The sequence below is a fragment of the Plesiomonas sp. PI-19 genome (assembly GCF_021368255.1).
Taxonomy (GTDB): Bacteria; Pseudomonadota; Gammaproteobacteria; order Enterobacterales; family CAMTGL01; genus Plesiomonas; species Plesiomonas shigelloides.
This window is the reverse complement of record NZ_JAJNMQ010000001.1, coordinates 293,128-310,543: the sequence shown is the minus strand read 5'-3', so window position 1 is coordinate 310,543 and position 17,416 is coordinate 293,128. Positions and strand designations below refer to the sequence as shown.

At 51.1% G+C, this 17,416-nt stretch carries 14 protein-coding genes and 7 tRNA genes; 17 read left to right on the top strand and 4 right to left on the bottom strand.

Annotation, left to right across the window (positions count from 1 at the left end; translation table 11 throughout):
- Nucleotides 1–196 precede the first annotated feature (196 nt).
- Complete coding sequence (locus LQ901_RS01400; RefSeq protein WP_010864565.1) at nucleotides 197–523, bottom strand: YggL family protein; 327 nt, start codon at nucleotides 521–523, stop codon at nucleotides 197–199.
- Nucleotides 523–1,239 carry a tRNA (guanosine(46)-N7)-methyltransferase TrmB gene (gene trmB / locus LQ901_RS01395; protein WP_010864566.1) on the bottom strand — a complete coding sequence of 239 codons (717 nt, stop codon included), beginning with the start codon at nucleotides 1,237–1,239 and terminating at the stop codon, nucleotides 523–525. The genes LQ901_RS01400 and trmB overlap by 1 nt, the downstream gene beginning before the upstream one ends.
- A 188-nt stretch (nucleotides 1,240–1,427) precedes the next feature.
- Between trmB and mutY the strand changes: the two genes are divergently transcribed.
- The 4 genes from mutY to LQ901_RS01375 all read left to right on the top strand — a co-directional run bounded on the left by mutY (nucleotide 1,428) and on the right by LQ901_RS01375 (nucleotide 4,269).
- Nucleotides 1,428–2,513, top strand: coding sequence for an A/G-specific adenine glycosylase (gene mutY / locus LQ901_RS01390; RefSeq protein ID WP_233672381.1), 1,086 nt, complete (start codon nucleotides 1,428–1,430; stop codon nucleotides 2,511–2,513).
- Nucleotides 2,510–2,782, top strand: a complete 273-nt coding sequence (locus LQ901_RS01385) for an oxidative damage protection protein (protein ID WP_010864568.1) — start codon at nucleotides 2,510–2,512, stop codon at nucleotides 2,780–2,782. Before mutY ends, LQ901_RS01385 begins: the two co-directional genes overlap by 4 nt.
- A gap of 55 nt (nucleotides 2,783–2,837) precedes the next feature.
- Nucleotides 2,838–3,917, top strand: a complete 1,080-nt coding sequence (gene mltC, locus LQ901_RS01380; RefSeq protein WP_047708176.1) for a membrane-bound lytic murein transglycosylase MltC — start codon at nucleotides 2,838–2,840, stop codon at nucleotides 3,915–3,917.
- Nucleotides 3,918–4,193: 276 nt separating this feature from the next.
- Nucleotides 4,194–4,269 (top strand) — tRNA-Asn (locus tag LQ901_RS01375).
- 403 nt (nucleotides 4,270–4,672) lie between these two features.
- Here LQ901_RS01375 and LQ901_RS01370 read toward each other — a convergent pair.
- A complete protein-coding gene (locus tag LQ901_RS01370; RefSeq protein WP_233671922.1) occupies nucleotides 4,673–4,936 on the bottom strand; it encodes a hypothetical protein in 264 nt (87 codons plus the stop codon).
- An 87-nt stretch (nucleotides 4,937–5,023) separates the two neighbouring features.
- Between LQ901_RS01370 and LQ901_RS01365 the strand changes: the two genes are divergently transcribed.
- The 9 genes from LQ901_RS01365 to LQ901_RS01325 all read left to right on the top strand — a co-directional run bounded on the left by LQ901_RS01365 (nucleotide 5,024) and on the right by LQ901_RS01325 (nucleotide 9,182).
- Nucleotides 5,024–5,437, top strand: coding sequence for a C40 family peptidase (locus LQ901_RS01365; RefSeq protein ID WP_052021631.1), 414 nt, complete (start codon nucleotides 5,024–5,026; stop codon nucleotides 5,435–5,437).
- Nucleotides 5,438–5,591: 154 nt separating this feature from the next.
- Nucleotides 5,592–5,667 (top strand) — tRNA-Phe (locus LQ901_RS01360).
- Nucleotides 5,668–5,704: 37 nt separating this feature from the next.
- Nucleotides 5,705–5,780 (top strand) — tRNA-Asn (locus LQ901_RS01355).
- A gap of 110 nt (nucleotides 5,781–5,890) precedes the next feature.
- Nucleotides 5,891–7,084, top strand: coding sequence for a membrane protein (locus LQ901_RS01350; RefSeq protein WP_036769987.1), 1,194 nt, complete (start codon nucleotides 5,891–5,893; stop codon nucleotides 7,082–7,084).
- A gap of 336 nt (nucleotides 7,085–7,420) precedes the next feature.
- Nucleotides 7,421–8,605 carry a NupC/NupG family nucleoside CNT transporter gene (locus tag LQ901_RS01345; protein ID WP_010864574.1) on the top strand — a complete coding sequence of 395 codons (1,185 nt, stop codon included), beginning with the start codon at nucleotides 7,421–7,423 and terminating at the stop codon, nucleotides 8,603–8,605.
- Between the two features lie 111 nt (nucleotides 8,606–8,716).
- A tRNA-Phe gene (locus LQ901_RS01340) sits at nucleotides 8,717–8,792 on the top strand.
- An 81-nt stretch (nucleotides 8,793–8,873) separates the two neighbouring features.
- Nucleotides 8,874–8,949: transfer RNA gene (locus tag LQ901_RS01335), tRNA-Asn, on the top strand.
- Nucleotides 8,950–8,987: 38 nt separating this feature from the next.
- Nucleotides 8,988–9,063, top strand: a tRNA-Phe gene (locus LQ901_RS01330).
- A gap of 43 nt (nucleotides 9,064–9,106) precedes the next feature.
- Nucleotides 9,107–9,182: transfer RNA gene (locus LQ901_RS01325), tRNA-Asn, on the top strand.
- A gap of 289 nt (nucleotides 9,183–9,471) precedes the next feature.
- Here the strand turns inward: LQ901_RS01325 and LQ901_RS01320 are convergent.
- Nucleotides 9,472–10,854, bottom strand: a complete 1,383-nt coding sequence (locus LQ901_RS01320) for an amidohydrolase family protein (RefSeq protein WP_064978172.1) — start codon at nucleotides 10,852–10,854, stop codon at nucleotides 9,472–9,474.
- A gap of 561 nt (nucleotides 10,855–11,415) precedes the next feature.
- On the opposite strand from LQ901_RS01320, the gene yfcC reads away from it, so the two are divergent.
- The 4 genes from yfcC (at nucleotide 11,416) to LQ901_RS01300 (ending at nucleotide 17,325) form a co-directional block, all read left to right on the top strand.
- Nucleotides 11,416–12,891, top strand: coding sequence for a putative basic amino acid antiporter YfcC (gene yfcC / locus LQ901_RS01315; RefSeq protein ID WP_010864576.1), 1,476 nt, complete (start codon nucleotides 11,416–11,418; stop codon nucleotides 12,889–12,891).
- A gap of 102 nt (nucleotides 12,892–12,993) precedes the next feature.
- Nucleotides 12,994–14,058 carry a succinylglutamate desuccinylase/aspartoacylase family protein gene (locus LQ901_RS01310; RefSeq protein ID WP_197665209.1) on the top strand — a complete coding sequence of 355 codons (1,065 nt, stop codon included), beginning with the start codon at nucleotides 12,994–12,996 and terminating at the stop codon, nucleotides 14,056–14,058.
- A 750-nt stretch (nucleotides 14,059–14,808) separates the two neighbouring features.
- Complete coding sequence (gene hdcC / locus LQ901_RS01305; protein ID WP_152135722.1) at nucleotides 14,809–16,155, top strand: histidine-histamine antiporter; 1,347 nt, start codon at nucleotides 14,809–14,811, stop codon at nucleotides 16,153–16,155.
- A gap of 33 nt (nucleotides 16,156–16,188) precedes the next feature.
- Entirely contained in the window at nucleotides 16,189–17,325 is a 1,137-nt protein-coding gene (locus tag LQ901_RS01300; RefSeq protein WP_064978174.1) for a histidine decarboxylase, read from the top strand.
- The last annotated feature ends 91 nt before the right edge of the window (nucleotides 17,326–17,416 follow it).

Here is a 17,416-nt window from a genome sequence, read left to right as displayed (position 1 = left end):
TCTTTTATCCTTACACCTAGATGTGCTGCCGGCTCGCAGGGCAAAACAAAAATTTCACGCCAAAAAAAACGGGCTCCGAGGGAGCCCGTTTCAGAGTGCAGATTCACTGAACTACATCATCCGATAACCTGCTACTACCCGACCACATCGAATTATCTCGAATGGGGCCAGATTATAGCGAAGTCAGCGCGGGGAATTAATCCCACCAGACGTCCAGCAGTGGGCTAACTTCAACTTCCAGCAGCCCTTGCTTCTCAGCCCATGCTTGAACCAGCGCACGGTGCTCATCAGTACATTTACCCACTTGCTGCAGCACCACCAGACCTTCCCAGTACAGGTAGCCGCTGCCGTCGTAGGACAGGCCATTTGGCTCAATCACTTCGGCGATAAAGGCATCCAGCGCGGCATCGATTTGCTCAGCACTGGTTCCTTCAGGAAACTGCCAATTAACGGTAAAGCCCAGTTCCTGAAACTCATCCACATGCAGCTTTTTACGCAGACGCGCACTACGGTGTTTTGCCATTACTCAGTCCTCTCGAACATCAGGTCCCACACGCCGTGCCCTAAACGGTGGCCACGCTGCTCAAATTTGGTCAGCGGACGGTGTTCAGGACGCGGCATAAAATCATTGCTAGCAGACAGGTTACGGTAACCTGGCGCAGCTTGCATTACTTCCAGCATATGCTCGGCGTAATTTTCCCAGTCGGTGGCCATATGGAACACACCACCGATTTTCAGTTTCACGCGCAGCTGCTCGGCAAACGGCAGCTGAACAATACGGCGTTTATGGTGACGCGCCTTATGCCACGGATCGGGGAAGAACAGTTGTACGGTGCTCAGCGAGCCATCCGCAATCATCTTCTCCAGCACTTCGATAGCGTCATGGCACATCACGCGCAAATTAGTCACGCCCGCTTCATGTGCCGAAGACAGGCAAGCACCCACACCCGGGGTGTGCACTTCAATACCAAGGAAGTTTTTCTCCGGTGCGTTTTTCGCCATTTCCACCAGCGATGCGCCCATACCAAAGCCGATCTCGAGCACCACCGGTGCTTCGCGGCCAAACAGCGCGGTAAAATCCAGCACCTGCTCTTGAAAATCTACGCCCATCTGCTCCCAGTAGTTCTCCAGTGCCAACTCCTGACCTTTGGTCAGTCGGCCCTGACGGCGTACAAAGCTGCGGATCTTACGCAGATAGCGGCCTTCTTCATCAAACTCTGGAATGGTAACCTCACCCATGGTCATACCCTGCTGAATTCATCGTCAATCAATCTTAATAGAAGGCGCATTATGCAAAGATGGCCCAACATAGCAAGCAGGATAGCACCGAAAGCCATGGTGAATGGCGATTCCCTTGCCGATTATCCGGTTTACAGCCTGCCAAGGCTGTGATGCAATCACGCTTCCTGCAATTACCCGAGTCAGTTATGCCAACCGCGCACTTCCCTGCAGCTGCCTTTTCCGAGGCCGTGTTGACCTGGTATCACGCCTTTGGTCGCAAGACCTTGCCGTGGCAGCGCCAGAAAACGCCGTATACCGTCTGGTTATCCGAAGTCATGCTGCAACAAACGCAGGTGGCCACGGTGATCCCGTATTTTGAGCGCTTTATGCAGCACTTCCCCACGGTCACCGATTTAGCGGCCGCGCCACTGGATCAAGTATTACACCTGTGGACCGGACTCGGCTACTACGCCCGTGCCCGCAACCTGCATAAAACCGCACAAATTGTTGCCGAGCAGTATCAGGGCGAGTTCCCGACCGATTTTGATGCCATTTGTGCCTTACCGGGGATTGGCCGCTCCACCGCAGGTGCCATCTTGTCGCTTTCGCTGGGTCTGCACTATCCTATCTTGGACGGTAACGTGAAGCGGGTCTTAGCGCGCAGTTATCGCGTCGCCGGCTGGCCGGGGCAAAAGGCGGTCGAAAATCGGCTGTGGGATATCAGCGCCAAGGTCACGCCGCAAGAAGGCGTGCAGTATTTCAATCAAGCGATGATGGATTTAGGCGCGCTGGTGTGCACCCGCAGTAAACCCAAATGCTCGCTCTGCCCGCTGGCACATGGCTGTGAAGCCTATGCCCACGCCGATTGGCAATCATTTCCCGGCAAAAAGCCTAAGCAGACGCTGCCGGAAAAAGAGGGCTACTTTATTTTGTGGTCGCCACCGGCCGAACTGCCCGATGCGCAGGTCTGGCTAGAGCAGCGACCACCCAGTGGATTGTGGGGCGGCTTATTCTGCTTTCCCCAATTTGCGACCCGCAGCGAAGCGGAACAATGGCTGGCCCAGCATGGTCTGACGGTACGTCGTCAATTAACGGCGTTTCGCCATACCTTCAGCCACTTCCATCTGGATATTATTCCGCTGTTGGTGGTGGGCGAATCCCATCACTGCATGGATGAAGGGCACGGTCTCTGGTATAACTTAGCCCGACCACAAGCTGTCGGACTGGCTGCACCGGTAGAGCGCCTATTGCGCTTGCTACCGGAGGAATTATCTAGCGAGGAATCACGATGAGTCGCACCGTATTTTGCGCCCGCCTGAAAAAAGAAGGCGCTGGACTGGCGTTTCAACTCTACCCAGGAGAGCTGGGTAAACGCATTTATGACCACATCAGCCAAGAAGCTTGGCAAGAGTGGCAAAGCAAGCAGACCATGCTGATCAACGAAAAAAAATTGAACATGATGAATCCAGAACATCGTAAATTCTTGGAGCAGGAGATGGAGAAGTTCCTGTTCGAAGGGCAAGATGTTCAGATCGAAGGCTACACTCCACCGAGTGAATAATATTCCATCTATTACCGAAGTGCTGCTGGCGCTTCGGTATGTATTGCCCTGACTTATGAAGAAAAAACTCACTTGGTGTGTGATCCTGCCTCTACTGGCTGCCTGTGCCAGTAAACCAAAGGAAGATCCTTCGCTATACGTTAAAGATACCAACGGCTTCGATATTTTGATGGGCCAGTTTTCGGCCAATATCGAAGATCTATGGGGTCTGAACGAGATGCTGGTTGCCAGCCGCAAAGACTATGTAAAGTACACCGATCGTTACTACACCCGCAGTCATATCGACTTTGAAAACGGGATGGTGACGGTGGAAACTATCGCCACCCAAAACCCGCTGGATAAGTTGCGTAATGCCATGGTGCATACCCTGTTGATGGGCGACGATCCAAACGGGATCGATCTGTTCTCCGACAGCGATGTGCCTTTTAGCAAGCATCCGTTTTTAGCCGGACAAGTGGTGGATGAGCAGAAAAAAGCCATCACCAACCAGATCCAAGCCGGTCGTTTTGCCGATTATCTGTTGCAAACCAAGCTGAAAAGTCGCCAAATCGGTGGCCGTACGGTGTGGTATGTCGATATTCCGATGATCGCTAACCACCTGAATTATCGCGCCAAGAAATACCTCCACATCGTGCGTAAAGCGTCACGTAACTACAATGTGGATGAGAGCCTGATCTTGGCCATCATGCAGGTGGAATCGAGCTTTAACCCGTATGCGGTCAGCTCGGCCAATGCGCTGGGCCTGATGCAGGTGGTGCAGCACACCGCCGGACGCGATGTGTATAATCTGGTCAAAAATAAAGACGGCACGCCAAGCCGTGATTATCTGTTTGATCCAGAAAAGAATATTGATACCGGTACGGCTTACTTGCATATTTTGCAGACCAACTATCTGGCCAATATTCGCAATCCGGTTTCCCGTCGCTATGCCATGATTTCGGCCTATAACGGTGGTGCTGGGGCGGTGCTGCGGATCTTCTCGCAAGATAAGCAAAAAGCGGTGGATATCATCAACAGTATGTCGCCGGATGAGCTGTACAACGTGCTGACAACTCGCCACCCTTCGGCACAAGCTCGTCATTATCTGTACAAGGTGAATACCGCGCAGCGTAACTATCGCGGCCGGATAGTCTAACCATCTTACTTAGCCATCAGGCTTAGCGGTAGCCACCGCGAAGCCTGAGCCTGCGTATCGAACTAAGGTTTACCGAACCCAAGGTTTACCGAGATCTGGTTTCGGCTACGCAGGCGCTTAAGCGCGATGAGATGCTCAGTGCAGAAATTATGCGCTAATGACTAAAAAGCAGTCAAACGCATGCCGATAGCGATAAAAAAGTGTCATTGACCGTTGACTCTGGCGAAAAAATCCGTTTAATAGCACTCCATTAGGCAGACACGTCTGCTACGCAATTCCTCTGTAGTTCAGTCGGTAGAACGGCGGACTGTTAATCCGTATGTCACTGGTTCGAGTCCAGTCAGAGGAGCCAAATTCGAAAGCCCTGCTCAATGAGCGGGGCTTTTTGCTATCTGCGGTTTATTGATTGGTTTATACGTTATTAACCCTCAGCGCCCTACTCTCAACTCTCTTGGCAAACCTTCAACTTTGCCCTCTTGGCTTCGCTATCACTGGGTAATAAATCTGCGCTCTGTCGGTTTTTATTCCAAATGCGTCTGCACACACACATTTTATGAAACTTTTTGACTAAGACATGTTCTGACATCTTACGTTGCCCTTTGTATGCCGAATCGGTATCCGTCACTGCATGAAGTGGCTGACACCGTATACCGTCCGGCAGGAACTCACCAGATAGTATTATGATGAGCTTCACTACCGCAGCTTTGCTGCGTCCCATATTGTTTTTTTTGTTTTTGTTTGGCTGCTCGCTGCCTTTAAGCTGCTACGCCGCGCATCATCAACGCGCGACGGGCCACCATCAGCTGACGCATCGTAAGCGCAAAGCGCGCCAGCAAAAACCCACACACCGGCATACACCGTCGCGCCAACACGCCAAGGCAACGCACGCGCCAGTGCTTACGCATGCACATTCGCATGTCTCGCATTCTGCGCATACCGTTCAGCATTCCCATACGCACACTGGGCATCACGCGCAGACCAACGCCACGCATCACTCTAATCACTCTCACCGCCGACATGCGGAGAAACACCTAGCCAGATCTGCCCATCTGAAACATCATCTGCGTAAACACATCGATAAGATTCGTATCGCCAAACGGCTAGTAGTGCGTAAAGCGATTCGCCAACTGGGGAAACCCTATGTGTATGGCGGCAGTTCACCGCGTACCGGTTTTGACTGCAGCGGCTTGGTCTACTTTATTTATGACAAGATGTTCACCCCGCACCTGCCGCGCACCGCGAACAACATGTTCCATATGCGCAGCGCCAGCCGAGTACGGCGCGGGCAATTAGAAACCGGCGATCTGGTGTTCTTCCATATCCATAGCCCGCAGCACAGCCACGCAGACCATGTGGGGATCTATTTGGGCAATAATCGCTTTATTGAAGCGCCGCATACCGGCAGCCGCATTCGCATCAGTCATCTGGATAATGATTACTGGCGTAAACACTATCTGGGCGCGCGTCGCTTGCTGGAAACGGCCAAAATCAGTTTGCCGCCGCAGCTGCATTGGGAGTAAGCCGTAAGGCCGCTAAGCAGGGCGAGCAACGCACCAGCCATTGACCGGTAAGCAAGGGCAACAGTGCTGTTTTTTACAGCACCCGATAATGGACGCTGATTTTTGTACTTGCTATCTGCCCTACTTCATGGCTTAATACGTCCCGCATTGCGCTGCCCGGATAGCTCAGTCGGTAGAGCAGGGGATTGAAAATCCCCGTGTCCGTGGTTCGATTCCGCGTCCGGGCACCATCGCCTTTTCGATGGTCGAGTGCATGCCACAATCAATTCCTCTGTAGTTCAGTCGGTAGAACGGCGGACTGTTAATCCGTATGTCACTGGTTCGAGTCCAGTCAGAGGAGCCAAATTCGAAAGCCCTGCTCATTGAGCGGGGCTTTTTTGTTGCGTCTATTGGTTGCCGCCAGCCCTGCGAAAGCGTTATCCTTCCCGCCTTAAAATCAACCAGAGATGTGATATGACTACGCAAATACCCGACGACAGCAAAATCCTTCAAAAATTAAGAATAAAACAGTGGGTTGAACCGGTATTAGTCTTATCTATTCTCGGCGTGTTGTTCAGCTATCTGGGTAACCAGATGGGGCTGTCGGCCATGGTGAACACCATTTTCAACACCGCCCACCAACTGCTGCTCAATACCGTGCTGTTCATTATGGGGATCACGGTACTTTCTGGCGCATTAAGCCAACTGCTGAGCGAGTTCGGTGTGATCCGCTTGCTGGAAGTGCTGCTCGCGCCATTGATGCGCCCAATCTATCGGCTGCCGGGACGCTGTGCGCTGGCCGGTCTGATGACCTTTTTCTCCGATAACCCCGCGGTGATTAGCCTAGCCAAAGACGCGCGTTTTCGTCGTGGCTTGCGCCCATGGCAGCTGATCTCGCTAACCAACTTCGGTACCGCCTTTGGCATGGGGCTGATTGTGGTGACCTTTATGGCCACCCTACAGTTAGGCCCTGAGCACAATACGGTGCGTGCCGCCCTGCTCGGTCTGGCCGGTGCGCTGATTGGCTCCGTCGTAACCACCCGCTTAATGCAGCGCATGGTGCGCCCACTGGTCGGTGATGAGCCGTTAGACTGCCAACAGCCAGAAGCCTCCGAGTTGGAGCAGTTTCAGGTGAGTCACGAAGAAAACAGCGAGAATACGCCAGTATGGCTGCGTATTTTGAACTCGCTGCTGGATGGCGGTAAATCGGGGGTCGAGCTTGGCATGGCGGTGATCCCAGGGGTGTTGATCATCAGCACCTTTGTGATGCTACTGACCTTTGGCCCAGGGCCTGAAGGCTACACCGGCGCAGCCTTCCAAGGGGTGGCGCTGCTGCCAGCTCTGGCGGCTAAAGCAGGCTTTGTGTTTGATTTCCTGTTTGGCTTTAAGCACCCAGAATTGGTGGCCTTCCCGGCAACCTCGCTCGGCGCGGTGGGCGCGGCCATGTCATTGGTGCCGCCGTTTATCAGCAAAGGGCTGATCACTGGTAATGAAATTGCGGTCTTCACTGCGATGGGAATGTGCTGGAGTGGTTTTCTCAGCACCCATACCGCGATGCTGGATGCGCTGGGCTATCGCTCGCTGACTTCACGCGCCATTGCCGCACACACCGTGGGCGGTTTAGTGGCCGGGATCAGTGCTCACCAGCTGTTTGTCCTGTTCGGCTAATGCGCTAAGCATTACCTCAATATACGATGACGCCCGACTCGCATTGCCGTTGCGAGCCGGGCGTTTTTGTTTGTGACCTTGAGCCTTCATACCGCATTCAACGCAAGTTCAAGCCGAGCGTGAAACGCATTCGGCCATCACGGATTGATAAAATTGCCAGATATCTGGCCAAACTTTCCCAGTTAAGCGCTATTTTTCACCGCTTGAATAGCCTTTGTCCGTGAGCTAACGCCATTCAAATGTAAGCATTCGTATTTTTGTAATACACTTCAAACTATAAATTCGACAATCCAGTATCTTGCTTCTCGTTTTGTGAGCCGACTCGGTATTTCATGTATGAAAATTATTCATTTTGTTCTAGGACTTGTTGTGGTCTTCGCCTTGGCTCTGCTGGCGAGCAAGGATCGTAAGAAGATAAAACTGCGTTACATCGCGCAGCTCATCGTCATCGAGCTGTTCCTGTCCTACTTCTTGCTGCACTCTTCAGTCGGCTTGAGCCTCGTCACTGGGCTGTCGGACGTCTTTAACAAACTGCTGGAATATGCCGGCGACGGAACCAACTTTGTGTTCGGCGGCCTGCTGAATAAAGGCGAGTTCAGCTTCTTCTTGCTGGTGCTGATGCCGATTGTGTTTATCTCGGTGCTGATCGGTATTTTGCAGCATATCCGCGTACTGCCGGTGGTGATCCGCTTTATTGGCTTAGTGCTGTCTAAGGTCAACGGCATGGGCAAGATTGAGTCGTTTAACGCCATCAGTGCCATGATCATCGGCCAATCGGAAAACTTCATCGCGTATAAAAACGTGCTGCATCGCATCTCTGAGCGCCGGATGTACACCATGGCGGCGACGGCAATGTCGACGGTTTCCATGTCTATCGTGGGCTCGTACATGCAGCTGATCGAACCACGCTATGTGGTAGCGGCGCTGATCTTAAACATGTTCAGTACCTTTATCGTGCTGTCGATCATCAACCCGTATGACAGCGAAGCCGAAGACGATCTGACCAATATCGAAACCGACGAGCACAAGCTGACCTTCTTTGAAATGCTGGGCGAATACATTCTGGCAGGCTTTAAAGTGGCGGTGATTGTTGCGGCGATGCTGATTGGTTTTATCGCGCTGATCTCGATGATTAACCATATCTTCAGCGCCCTGTTCGGTATTAGCTTCCAAGACACCTTGGGCTACCTGTTCTACCCTGTAGCATGGCTGATGGGCATTCCACACGCCGAAGCGCTGCATGCCGGTAGCATCATGGCCACCAAGCTGGTCACCAACGAGTTTGTGGCGATGATGGAGCTGAAAAAACAAGCGGCGACCTTAAGTGCTCACACCGTTGGAGTTATCTCCATTTTCCTGGTCTCTTTTGCCAATTTCAGTTCAATCGGCATTATTGCCGGCGCAGTGAAAGGTTTAGATGAAGAGCGCGGCAATATGGTGTCACGCTTTGGCCTGCGCCTGCTGTACGGCTCAACCTTAGTCAGCGTGTTGTCAGCTCTGGTTGCAGGTTTAATGCTATAAAATAACCATTTAGCTGAAAAATGAGTCAAACGGGCGTATTCTGACGGATTTATTGCAAAAGGGTGTTGACTCAGCTGCCCAAAACCCGTTTAATACGCCCCACAACGCGCTGCCCGGATAGCTCAGTCGGTAGAGCAGGGGATTGAAAATCCCCGTGTCCGTGGTTCGATTCCGCGTCCGGGCACCACTTCTCTTTGTCACTCAGTGAACTGTAGAAATGGTGGCTTGATAAGGCAACGTGTTGCGCTGTGTAAGCAGCAAGAACAATTCCTCCTTAGTTCAGTCGGTAGAACGGCGGACTGTTAATCCGTATGTCGCTGGTTCAAGTCCAGCAGGAGGAGCCAAATTAACGTCGAGTTAATTGAGTTAAAGCGTTTGGTGTGCCCGGATAGCTCAGTCGGTAGAGCAGGGGATTGAAAATCCCCGTGTCCGTGGTTCGATTCCGCGTCCGGGCACCATCTTTAATCTCGTATAACATTATCTCGGTGTGAACAATTCAATTCCTCTGTAGTTCAGTCGGTAGAACGGCGGACTGTTAATCCGTATGTCACTGGTTCGAGTCCAGTCAGAGGAGCCATACAAAAAAAGCCCTGCTCATTGAGCGGGGCTTTTTTCTTTGTACTTCTGTTCGTGACCTGTTTGTCCCCTTCCCTTTGCCTGTTCCCTGTTCATTATTGAATGGTAAATAGTGAATGTTGAAAACCTTCACTCTGCCACCGCTCTAGCGCAGTTCTACCGTAATGAAGCACAATTAACGTTGAGCGCAAAAAGGGACAACCATAGCGCGATCAGCCGATAAAAAAATGGCGTGTTGCCACGCCATCTCGGGTTAACCCACAATACCGCACGCCGTGAGGCGCAGTGGCTTAATCCATACTTTTGGCTTTTTGCGCCAAACCACGGGCGAACTCAGCAATATCAGCTTCAATCGCTTTCATCTGCTGACGATTTTGCTCGATGTCATAGGTTTTCAGCTGCTTGTCTTCTACCACAATGCGGCCATTGATAATGGTGGTATCCACATTGGCTGGATTGGCTTGGAACACCAAGGTGGCGAACGCATCATAGTTCGGCATCATGTTTGGTGAGCGGGTTTCGACCACAATCACATCCGCCAGTTTACCCGCTTCCAGCGAGCCCACTTTGTCGGCCATATTCAGTGCCTGCGCGCCGCCGATAGTGGCCATGCGTACCACCACATCTGGAGTCATGATGGTGCGATCTTGATATTTCAAACGCTGCATGTTGCTGGCGTAACTTAAGGTGCGGAATAGATCGACCTGATTGGAGCTCATCGGGCCATCGGTGCCTAAGCCGACTTTCACGCCTTTATTCAGCATCTCATAAGCGCGGGCAATACCGGTCGCGCCTTTGGCATTGGCCATTGGGTTGTAAGCCACCGCCGCACCACGCGCTTTGATCAAATCCAGATCGCCATCTTGCAGATGGATGGCGTGCGCCAGCAGTACGCGCTCATTAAGCACGCCAATCTCATCCATATACTCCACCACCGATTTATCGGTCAGCTTCAGGCGTTTGTCTTCATCATCAAACTCGCCCACATGGATCATCACCGGCACTTGGTATTCTTTGGCCAGTGCGGTGATCTGCTGCATTTTCTCTTTTGATACGGTGTACGGTGCGTGCGGCGCAAAGGCCGGCGTGATCAGCTCATCATTCTGATAGGCTTTAATCACGTTGACCGCATAGTCGATCCCGCCATACGGCTCTTTGGCATCCACCACCGGGAATTTGATCACCGTTTCCCCGAGTACCGCGCGAATGCCGACTGCTTTGCTGGCCTTGGCCATTTCATCAATGTGGTAGTACATGTCAGCATAAGTGGTCACGCCGGACATTGCCATATCAATGCTACCGTGCACGGTGGCTTTATAGATCAGATCGCGGCTGAGTTTTTCCCCTTCCAGCGGGAAGAAGTAAGCAAACAGACGGTTTTTGATCCCCTCTTCCCCTAGCCCACGAAAAGCCACCATCGGGATATGGTTATGGGTGTTAATCATCCCAGGCATGATGATGCCTTCTTCAGCATCAATCACTTTGGCGGCGCGATAACGCTCCAGCAACTTAGCATCGCCGACCGACACGATTTTGTTATCGCGGATCACCACCACACCGTTATCAATCACGGTGTTGTTCTGATCCATCGTCAGCACAGTACCGTTTTTGATAATAATGCTGGCCGCTTCGCGCGGCTCGCTCAGTGAGCTACAACCCGCTAACGCTAACATGCTGAGTAATATTGTTTTTTTAAAGTAATGTTTCACCACTGCACCTATCCATCTTCTTCACAAGCGATAAAGGTTGCCGAAATTCGGCGCGGCCATGGTAAGCAAATCAGGCTGGGAATACACAGAGCGGTGGTGGAAGCGTTGCCAAGATCTCTTTTTGGCCGGCTTTCCGCATACATATCGGTAGCCTCGATACTTGCCACCGATATAAAGAAAACTTGTTGTTGTGTTTTTACAGAGTCAGCCGCGCCTAGCGAAAAGCCACAAACCGGCAGCGAAAACGTGCATAGCCCGCCAGCCTCAAACCTCATCAATTCATACAATTTGGCAGCAAAATGGTTATAAATTACGCCGTAATTTTACAGGTGTGAATTTTATCCTGTTATGGCGATATTTTATGCTTTACGGCTGAAATAGAGTTGCCGTAGTATGCAAAACGCAAACGTATGCAAAAAGAGAACATTTCCATTCATAGATATTACGATAGCAACAGGGTAAGTTGAATTCATGAGCACGCCATCCTCCACCACTCAGCTCAAGGCCGCACCAAACCGCTGGCAGATGCCAGATACACTGGTGATTATTTTCTTTGTCGGCCTGTTGGCTGCGGCTCTCACCTACTTTATTCCGGTAGGTGCTTTTCAGGATCAAACCGTACATTACGTACTGGACGGCGTGGAAAAGACCCGCAAAGTGGTTAACCCCGACTCGTTCTCTTACGTGATGGATGCCGCCGGCGCGCCGGAGTACAAACGCATTGCGCTATTTGCCACCGGCGATGATGTCGGCCTGCTGAACTTCCCATTTGAAGGGCTGGTATCCGGCGACAAGTGGGGCTCGGCGATTGGCGTGATCATGTTCATGCTGGTGATCGGCGGCGCGTTTGGCATTGTGATGCGTACCGGCACCATCGATAACGGGATTTTGCGCCTGATCGACAAAACCAAAGGCAACGAACTGCTGTTTATTCCGGTGATGTTTACCCTGTTCTCATTGGGCGGTGCGGTATTCGGAATGGGCGAAGAGGCGATTGCCTTTGCCATTATTATCGCGCCATTGATGGTGCGCTTAGGTTACGACAGCATCACCACCGTGATGGTGACCTATGTGGCGACCCAGATTGGTTTTGCGACTTCGTGGATGAACCCGTTTAGTGTGGCCATCGCGCAAGGCATTGCCGGTATTCCGGTGCTGTCAGGTGCCAGTGTGCGTATCGGGCTGTGGTGCCTGTTTACGCTGGTCGGCATCGCCTTCACCATGCAATACGCAATGCGGATTCGTAAAAACCCTGAGCTTTCGTACAGCCGCCGCACCGATGCGCACTTTCGTAGCCAAACCGCCGATCTGCAAAACAGTCGTTTCGGTTTAGGCGATGTACTGGTACTGCTGACCGTGCTGGCCGTTACCGTGTGGGTGATCTGGGGCGTAGTGGTGCATGCTTGGTACATCCCCGAGATTGCGACTCAGTTCTTTACCATGGGTCTGGTCGCCGGTTTGATTGGCGTGGTTTTCCGCCTCAATAACATGACCTTGAACGATATCGCTTCGGCGTTTCGTGATGGCGCGGCGGTGATGATCGCCCCTGCGCTGTTGGTCGGTTTTGCCAAAGGGGTGTTGCTGCTGGTAGGTAGCGGCGGTACAGGGGAACCTAGCGTGCTGAACAGCATTTTGCACAGTGCCTCGGGCCTGATTGGTGGCGTACATGACTCGCTGGCCGCGTGGTTTATGTTTACCTTCCAATCCATCTTCAACTTCTTTGTGACCTCGGGCTCCGGTCAAGCCGCGCTGACCATGCCGCTGATGGCGCCGTTGGGCGATCTGGTGGGGGTAAGCCGTCAGGTCTCCGTACTGGCATTCCAGCTCGGTGATGGCTTTACCAACGTGATTGTGCCGACCTCGGCGTCCTTGATGGGCACACTGGGAGTCTGCCGTGTGGATTGGGGTGATTGGGCGCGCTTCTGCTGGCGCTTTATGCTGCTGCTGTTTGTACTGGCCAGTAGCGTTGTGGTGATCGCGCAGCTGTTTGGCTACCACTGATCCAACACGTTCTCTCGGCGCTGACCACAATATCAGCGCCCGTTTTTCGCGGGATGCCTAAGATGGCGTCCCGATTCTATTTTATGCTACGGGGATTATTGTATGTCCGTGAACACTGCTGCGGCCGCTCTGCCGACCACTGACACGCCCATGACCAACGCGCCAATGGCGACCTGCTTTACCGAAGATCGCATTGATGGCAAAGCGGTCGTCAGCCATCTCAATAGCGCCGATCTGCCGACCGGCCGTCATCTGTTCTACTTTCGTCCGCAAGACATGGCCAGCGGTCAGGGCTGGTATGTGCCGGTAAGCGTAATTCAAGGCGCGCGTCCGGGTAAGCGCCTGCTGATCACCTCAGGCGTGCACGGCGATGAGCTCAACGGCGTTTTGTGTGTGCAGCAACTGATGCGCGAGCTGGACCCGGCTCAAATCAGCGGTACCATCACGCTGGTCTCCGGCATGAACGTTCCGGGGATCTTAGCCGGTAGTCGCGATTTTATCCCCAGCGATCCGGATGCCTCGCCGGTCAACCTCAACCGTCTGTTCCCGGGCGATGCCAATCACCCAACTGCTGCCGGTCGCTATTTGAATGCGCTGTGGCAGCACCTACTGACCCCGAACGCCGATTTCACTCTCGATCTGCACACTCAGACCCGCGGCGCGGAATACCCGCTGTATGTGTTTGCCGATTACCGCATCGATGCCTGCGTGCGTATGGCGCACCTGATGGCGCCGGATTGCATTTTGGACGATCCGGGCGATGCCGGCGTGCTGGAAACCGAATGGAACCGTCGTAACGTGCCTTGTATCACCGTGGAAGTTGGTACCGCCAAGCGCTACCAACCGGCGATGGTGAGTCGCACGCTGCAGGGCATTTACAACATCCTGCGCGACCAAGGCATGCTAGAAGGCAACGTGATTGCGCCAGCCGCTGCGCCGGTGGAAGGCAAAGCCACCACCACCTTACGCGCTAAGCGCAGTGGCTACGCGCTCCCGCAAGTCATTCTCGGCCAGCAAGTGGTCGCTGGACAGTTACTGGCTATCCAGTGGAATGCATTTGGCGAAGAGATTGAGCGCTATCATGCGCCGTGCGCCGGTTATGTGCTGAGTATCAATAGCGATCCGCTACGCGAAAGCGGCAGCTTGCTGGTGCGCTTGCTGCACTAAAATTAGTTAGAAATATTAGTTAGGCATGAGTGAAGCTCATCTCATCTGACATATTTCGTCTCGCGACCGCGATATTGGTGTCAGGAGCTTCCGTTGGTGTTGCATGCCCTGCGTGGCAGGCAACACCAAGACCGCACCCACTGCACTCCGCTAATTCCCTCTCTTTCGTGCACAATTCTCTGCCCTTCCTACTCCTTGTCATCAATTTCCTCACCATCAACCACCAAAACTGAAATATCCCCCTTTCTGCGCCTATTTATTTTCCATGTCTTTCTGTGTCGTTTTATTTCTCTCGCCATCGCAATTAGCATAAAAAATCAAAATTAACGCAGTGAATGCATAATTAATGCATGTTAGTCGCATGATTAATGGGCCTGCGCCATTTTGCGATCTAAATCACAAAACTTATTTGTATGACGATTATTATTAGGAACAGGTAGCTTGTATTTGTTAAGTCTATTTTGGAACAAAAGATGGAACTTCTCAGTATTAATCAAAGCTGGTCAACTTACAGATTAAATCTCATCATTACCACCTATGGTAATGACTCTGATTACGCCTACTGCATCTCTAGCCTCTCTTGCTAATTCAAAAGCTATTTCTCTAATAGCTTTTATCCCATACAGCACAAATTTATCTTTTCATATCTATTGATCCGTGCGGCCTTATTACGTCTGTAAATTGGCTCACCGTTATCGATGGAATAAATTTGCGCACCCATAAAATCACAATTTAATCCAGGGAATAACAATGTCTGATATGAGTGTATCTCAGGCACACAAAATAGGTGTGCTCGCACTAACGTTAGTGACTGCATCAAACATGATGGGATCGGGTGTATTTATGCTGCCGACCAACTTGGCCGGTATCGGCTCCATTTCAATTTATGGTTGGCTAATTACCATTATCGGCGTAATGTCACTGGCACTGGTATTTGCCAAAACCAGTTTAATCAATCCGAAAGATGGCGGCATTGTGGCGTATGCGAATGATGCGTTTGGCCCATTTATTGGTTTTCAAAGCACCATTTGCTATTGGATTAGTGCTTGGATTGGTAACGTTGCCTTACTGGTTGCCGGTGTTGGTTATTTAAGTTTCTTCTTCCCCGAATTAAAAGACCCTACTATTGGTAGTGTTACCGCCATCTGTATTCTGTGGGCCTTTATTGCCCTCGCCAGCTTCGGTGCTAATGTGGCGACTAAAGCACAATCATTTACTGCCTTGTGTGGTCTGATTGTTATTCTGGGTGTTGGCTTAGTCGGTTGGGCTTGGTTTAACCCACAAACTTATTCCCAAGTTTATAACGGCACCGGTGGTAGCAATATGCATGCGATCTTATCCGCAGCATCGATTGCACTGTGGGGCTTCTTGGGGGTTGAATCAGCGGTGGTCGCCTCTGGCCAAGTTAAAGATCCAGAGAAAACCGTGCCGAAAGCCACTGTGTATGGGTTATTAATTACCTCCGTATGCTATGTCGGTAGCTGCGCAGTGATTATGGGTATTGTTCCTCACGAAGTATTAATTAAATCCCCTGCGCCATTTGCCGCTGCTGCTCAATATATGTTTGGCCCAATGGCCGGTAATATTGCATCAGCCTTAAGTATCATTGCCTGCTTTGGCTCTATCTCTGGCTGGTTAATCTTACAATCTGAAGCGCCAAAAGCCGGTGCCAAATCAGGGCTGTTCCCGAAATTCTTTGGTGAGGTGAATAAAAACAACGTGCCGATGAAGAGCTTGATCTTCACCGGTGTGCTGATGAGCATTGTGCTACTGATGACCGCGTCACCTAACCTGGCTGACCAATTCCAGATCATTATCTTGATGTCGGTATTCGCCTCACTGCTGCCGTACATGTACGCCATCATTGCTCTGCCAATCATCATGGCCGCCAAGAAACTGGATACTGGCCGTAAATTCTATGTTTATGCGCTACTGACCGCACTCGGTATGGTCTATTCCATCTTCGCGCTGCTGGGCTCCGGTAATGACTCCATCTTCTGGGGTGTTGTCATGCTGCTGTGCACTATTCCTCTGTACTCCTTTGTCGCGGCCAAAAAAGCGCACGCGGGGAAAGTGGTTGTTAACGCAGATATCTAATTCAGTTCTGAATCTAATAAGAGAGTAATTAAAATGACTTTATCTATCGAAAACCAAAACAAACTGGACGCTTTCTGGGCTCACTGTGTTAAAAATCAATATTTCAATATCGGCTACCCAGAATCTGCTGATTTTGATTACACCAATTTAGAACGTTTCCTGCGTTTCTCGCTCAATAACTGTGGTGACTGGGCTGAGTATTGCAACTACTTGCTAAACTCTTTTGACTTTGAAAAAGAAGTTATCGAGTATTTTGCTGATTTATTCAAAATCCCATTTGAAGATTCTTGGGGCTATGTCACCAACGGTGGTACTGAAGGTAATATGTTTGGTTGCTATCTGGCGCGCGAACTGTACCCGAACAGCACCCTGTATTACTCCAAAGACACCCACTACTCTGTAGCCAAAATTGTTAAGTTGCTGCGCATTAAATCTCAGGTTGTCGAATCACAAGACAATGGTGAAATCGACTATGACGATTTAATTGCCAAAATCAAAGCGGATGGAGAAAAACACCCGATTATCTTTGCCAACGTTGGCACTACCGTAAAAGGTGCCATTGATGATATCGCCGAAATCCAAAAACGGATCGCCGCATTAGGTATCAAACGTGAAGATTATTATATTCACGCAGACGCCGCATTAAGTGGGATGATTTTGCCATTCGTTGATCATCCACAAGCGTTTACTTTCGCCGACGGTATCGACTCAATTGGGGTGTCCGGCCACAAAATGATTGGTTCACCCATTCCATGCGGTATTGTGATTGCCAAAAAGAAAAATGTGGATCAAATCTCCGTAGAAATTGATTACATCGCGGCTCACGATAAAACCATTACCGGCTCACGTAATGGCCATACTCCACTGATGATGTGGGAAGCCATTAATAGCCACACCTTTACCGAATGGAAACAACGCATCACCCGTTGTATGGAGCTGGCAGAATATGCGGTGCAGCAATTCCAAAAAGCCGGTGTCAATGCTTGGCGGAATAAGAACTCCATTACCGTGGTGTTCCCATGTCCATCTGAAGACGTTTGGAAAAAACATTGTCTGGCCATTTCTAACGGTCTGGCGCACATGGTGGTTTCCGCTCACCATCTGACCCATGAAAGTATTGATAGCCTGATCAATGATGTGATTGCTGATGAAACCCAGCAAGTAGCGTAATTCACTCCCTCTAGCCAAGGCTGCGTGTCAGAAATGTCACGCAGCCTTTTATGTATCACCGTCTGAATAAGATGAGATAAGGAGTATCGAA

Excerpts from the sequence above, each read along its gene's own strand:
- LQ901_RS01400 (WP_010864565.1), bottom strand. The coding sequence starts at position 523 with ATGGCAAAACACCGTAGTGCGCGTCTGCGTAAAAAGCTGCATGTGGAT.
- trmB (WP_010864566.1), bottom strand. The coding sequence starts at position 1,239 with ATGGGTGAGGTTACCATTCCAGAGTTTGATGAAGAAGGCCGCTATCTG.
- mutY (WP_233672381.1), top strand. The coding sequence starts at position 1,428 with ATGCCAACCGCGCACTTCCCTGCAGCTGCCTTTTCCGAGGCCGTGTTG.
- LQ901_RS01385 (WP_010864568.1), top strand. The coding sequence starts at position 2,510 with ATGAGTCGCACCGTATTTTGCGCCCGCCTGAAAAAAGAAGGCGCTGGA.
- mltC (WP_047708176.1), top strand. The coding sequence starts at position 2,838 with ATGAAGAAAAAACTCACTTGGTGTGTGATCCTGCCTCTACTGGCTGCC.
- LQ901_RS01370 (WP_233671922.1), bottom strand. The coding sequence starts at position 4,936 with ATGTCGGCGGTGAGAGTGATTAGAGTGATGCGTGGCGTTGGTCTGCGC.
- LQ901_RS01350 (WP_036769987.1), top strand. The coding sequence starts at position 5,891 with ATGACTACGCAAATACCCGACGACAGCAAAATCCTTCAAAAATTAAGA.
- LQ901_RS01345 (WP_010864574.1), top strand. The coding sequence starts at position 7,421 with ATGAAAATTATTCATTTTGTTCTAGGACTTGTTGTGGTCTTCGCCTTG.
- LQ901_RS01320 (WP_064978172.1), bottom strand. The coding sequence starts at position 10,854 with ATGTTAGCGTTAGCGGGTTGTAGCTCACTGAGCGAGCCGCGCGAAGCG.
- yfcC (WP_010864576.1), top strand. The coding sequence starts at position 11,416 with ATGCCAGATACACTGGTGATTATTTTCTTTGTCGGCCTGTTGGCTGCG.
- LQ901_RS01310 (WP_197665209.1), top strand. The coding sequence starts at position 12,994 with ATGTCCGTGAACACTGCTGCGGCCGCTCTGCCGACCACTGACACGCCC.
- hdcC (WP_152135722.1), top strand. The coding sequence starts at position 14,809 with ATGTCTGATATGAGTGTATCTCAGGCACACAAAATAGGTGTGCTCGCA.
- LQ901_RS01300 (WP_064978174.1), top strand. The coding sequence starts at position 16,189 with ATGACTTTATCTATCGAAAACCAAAACAAACTGGACGCTTTCTGGGCT.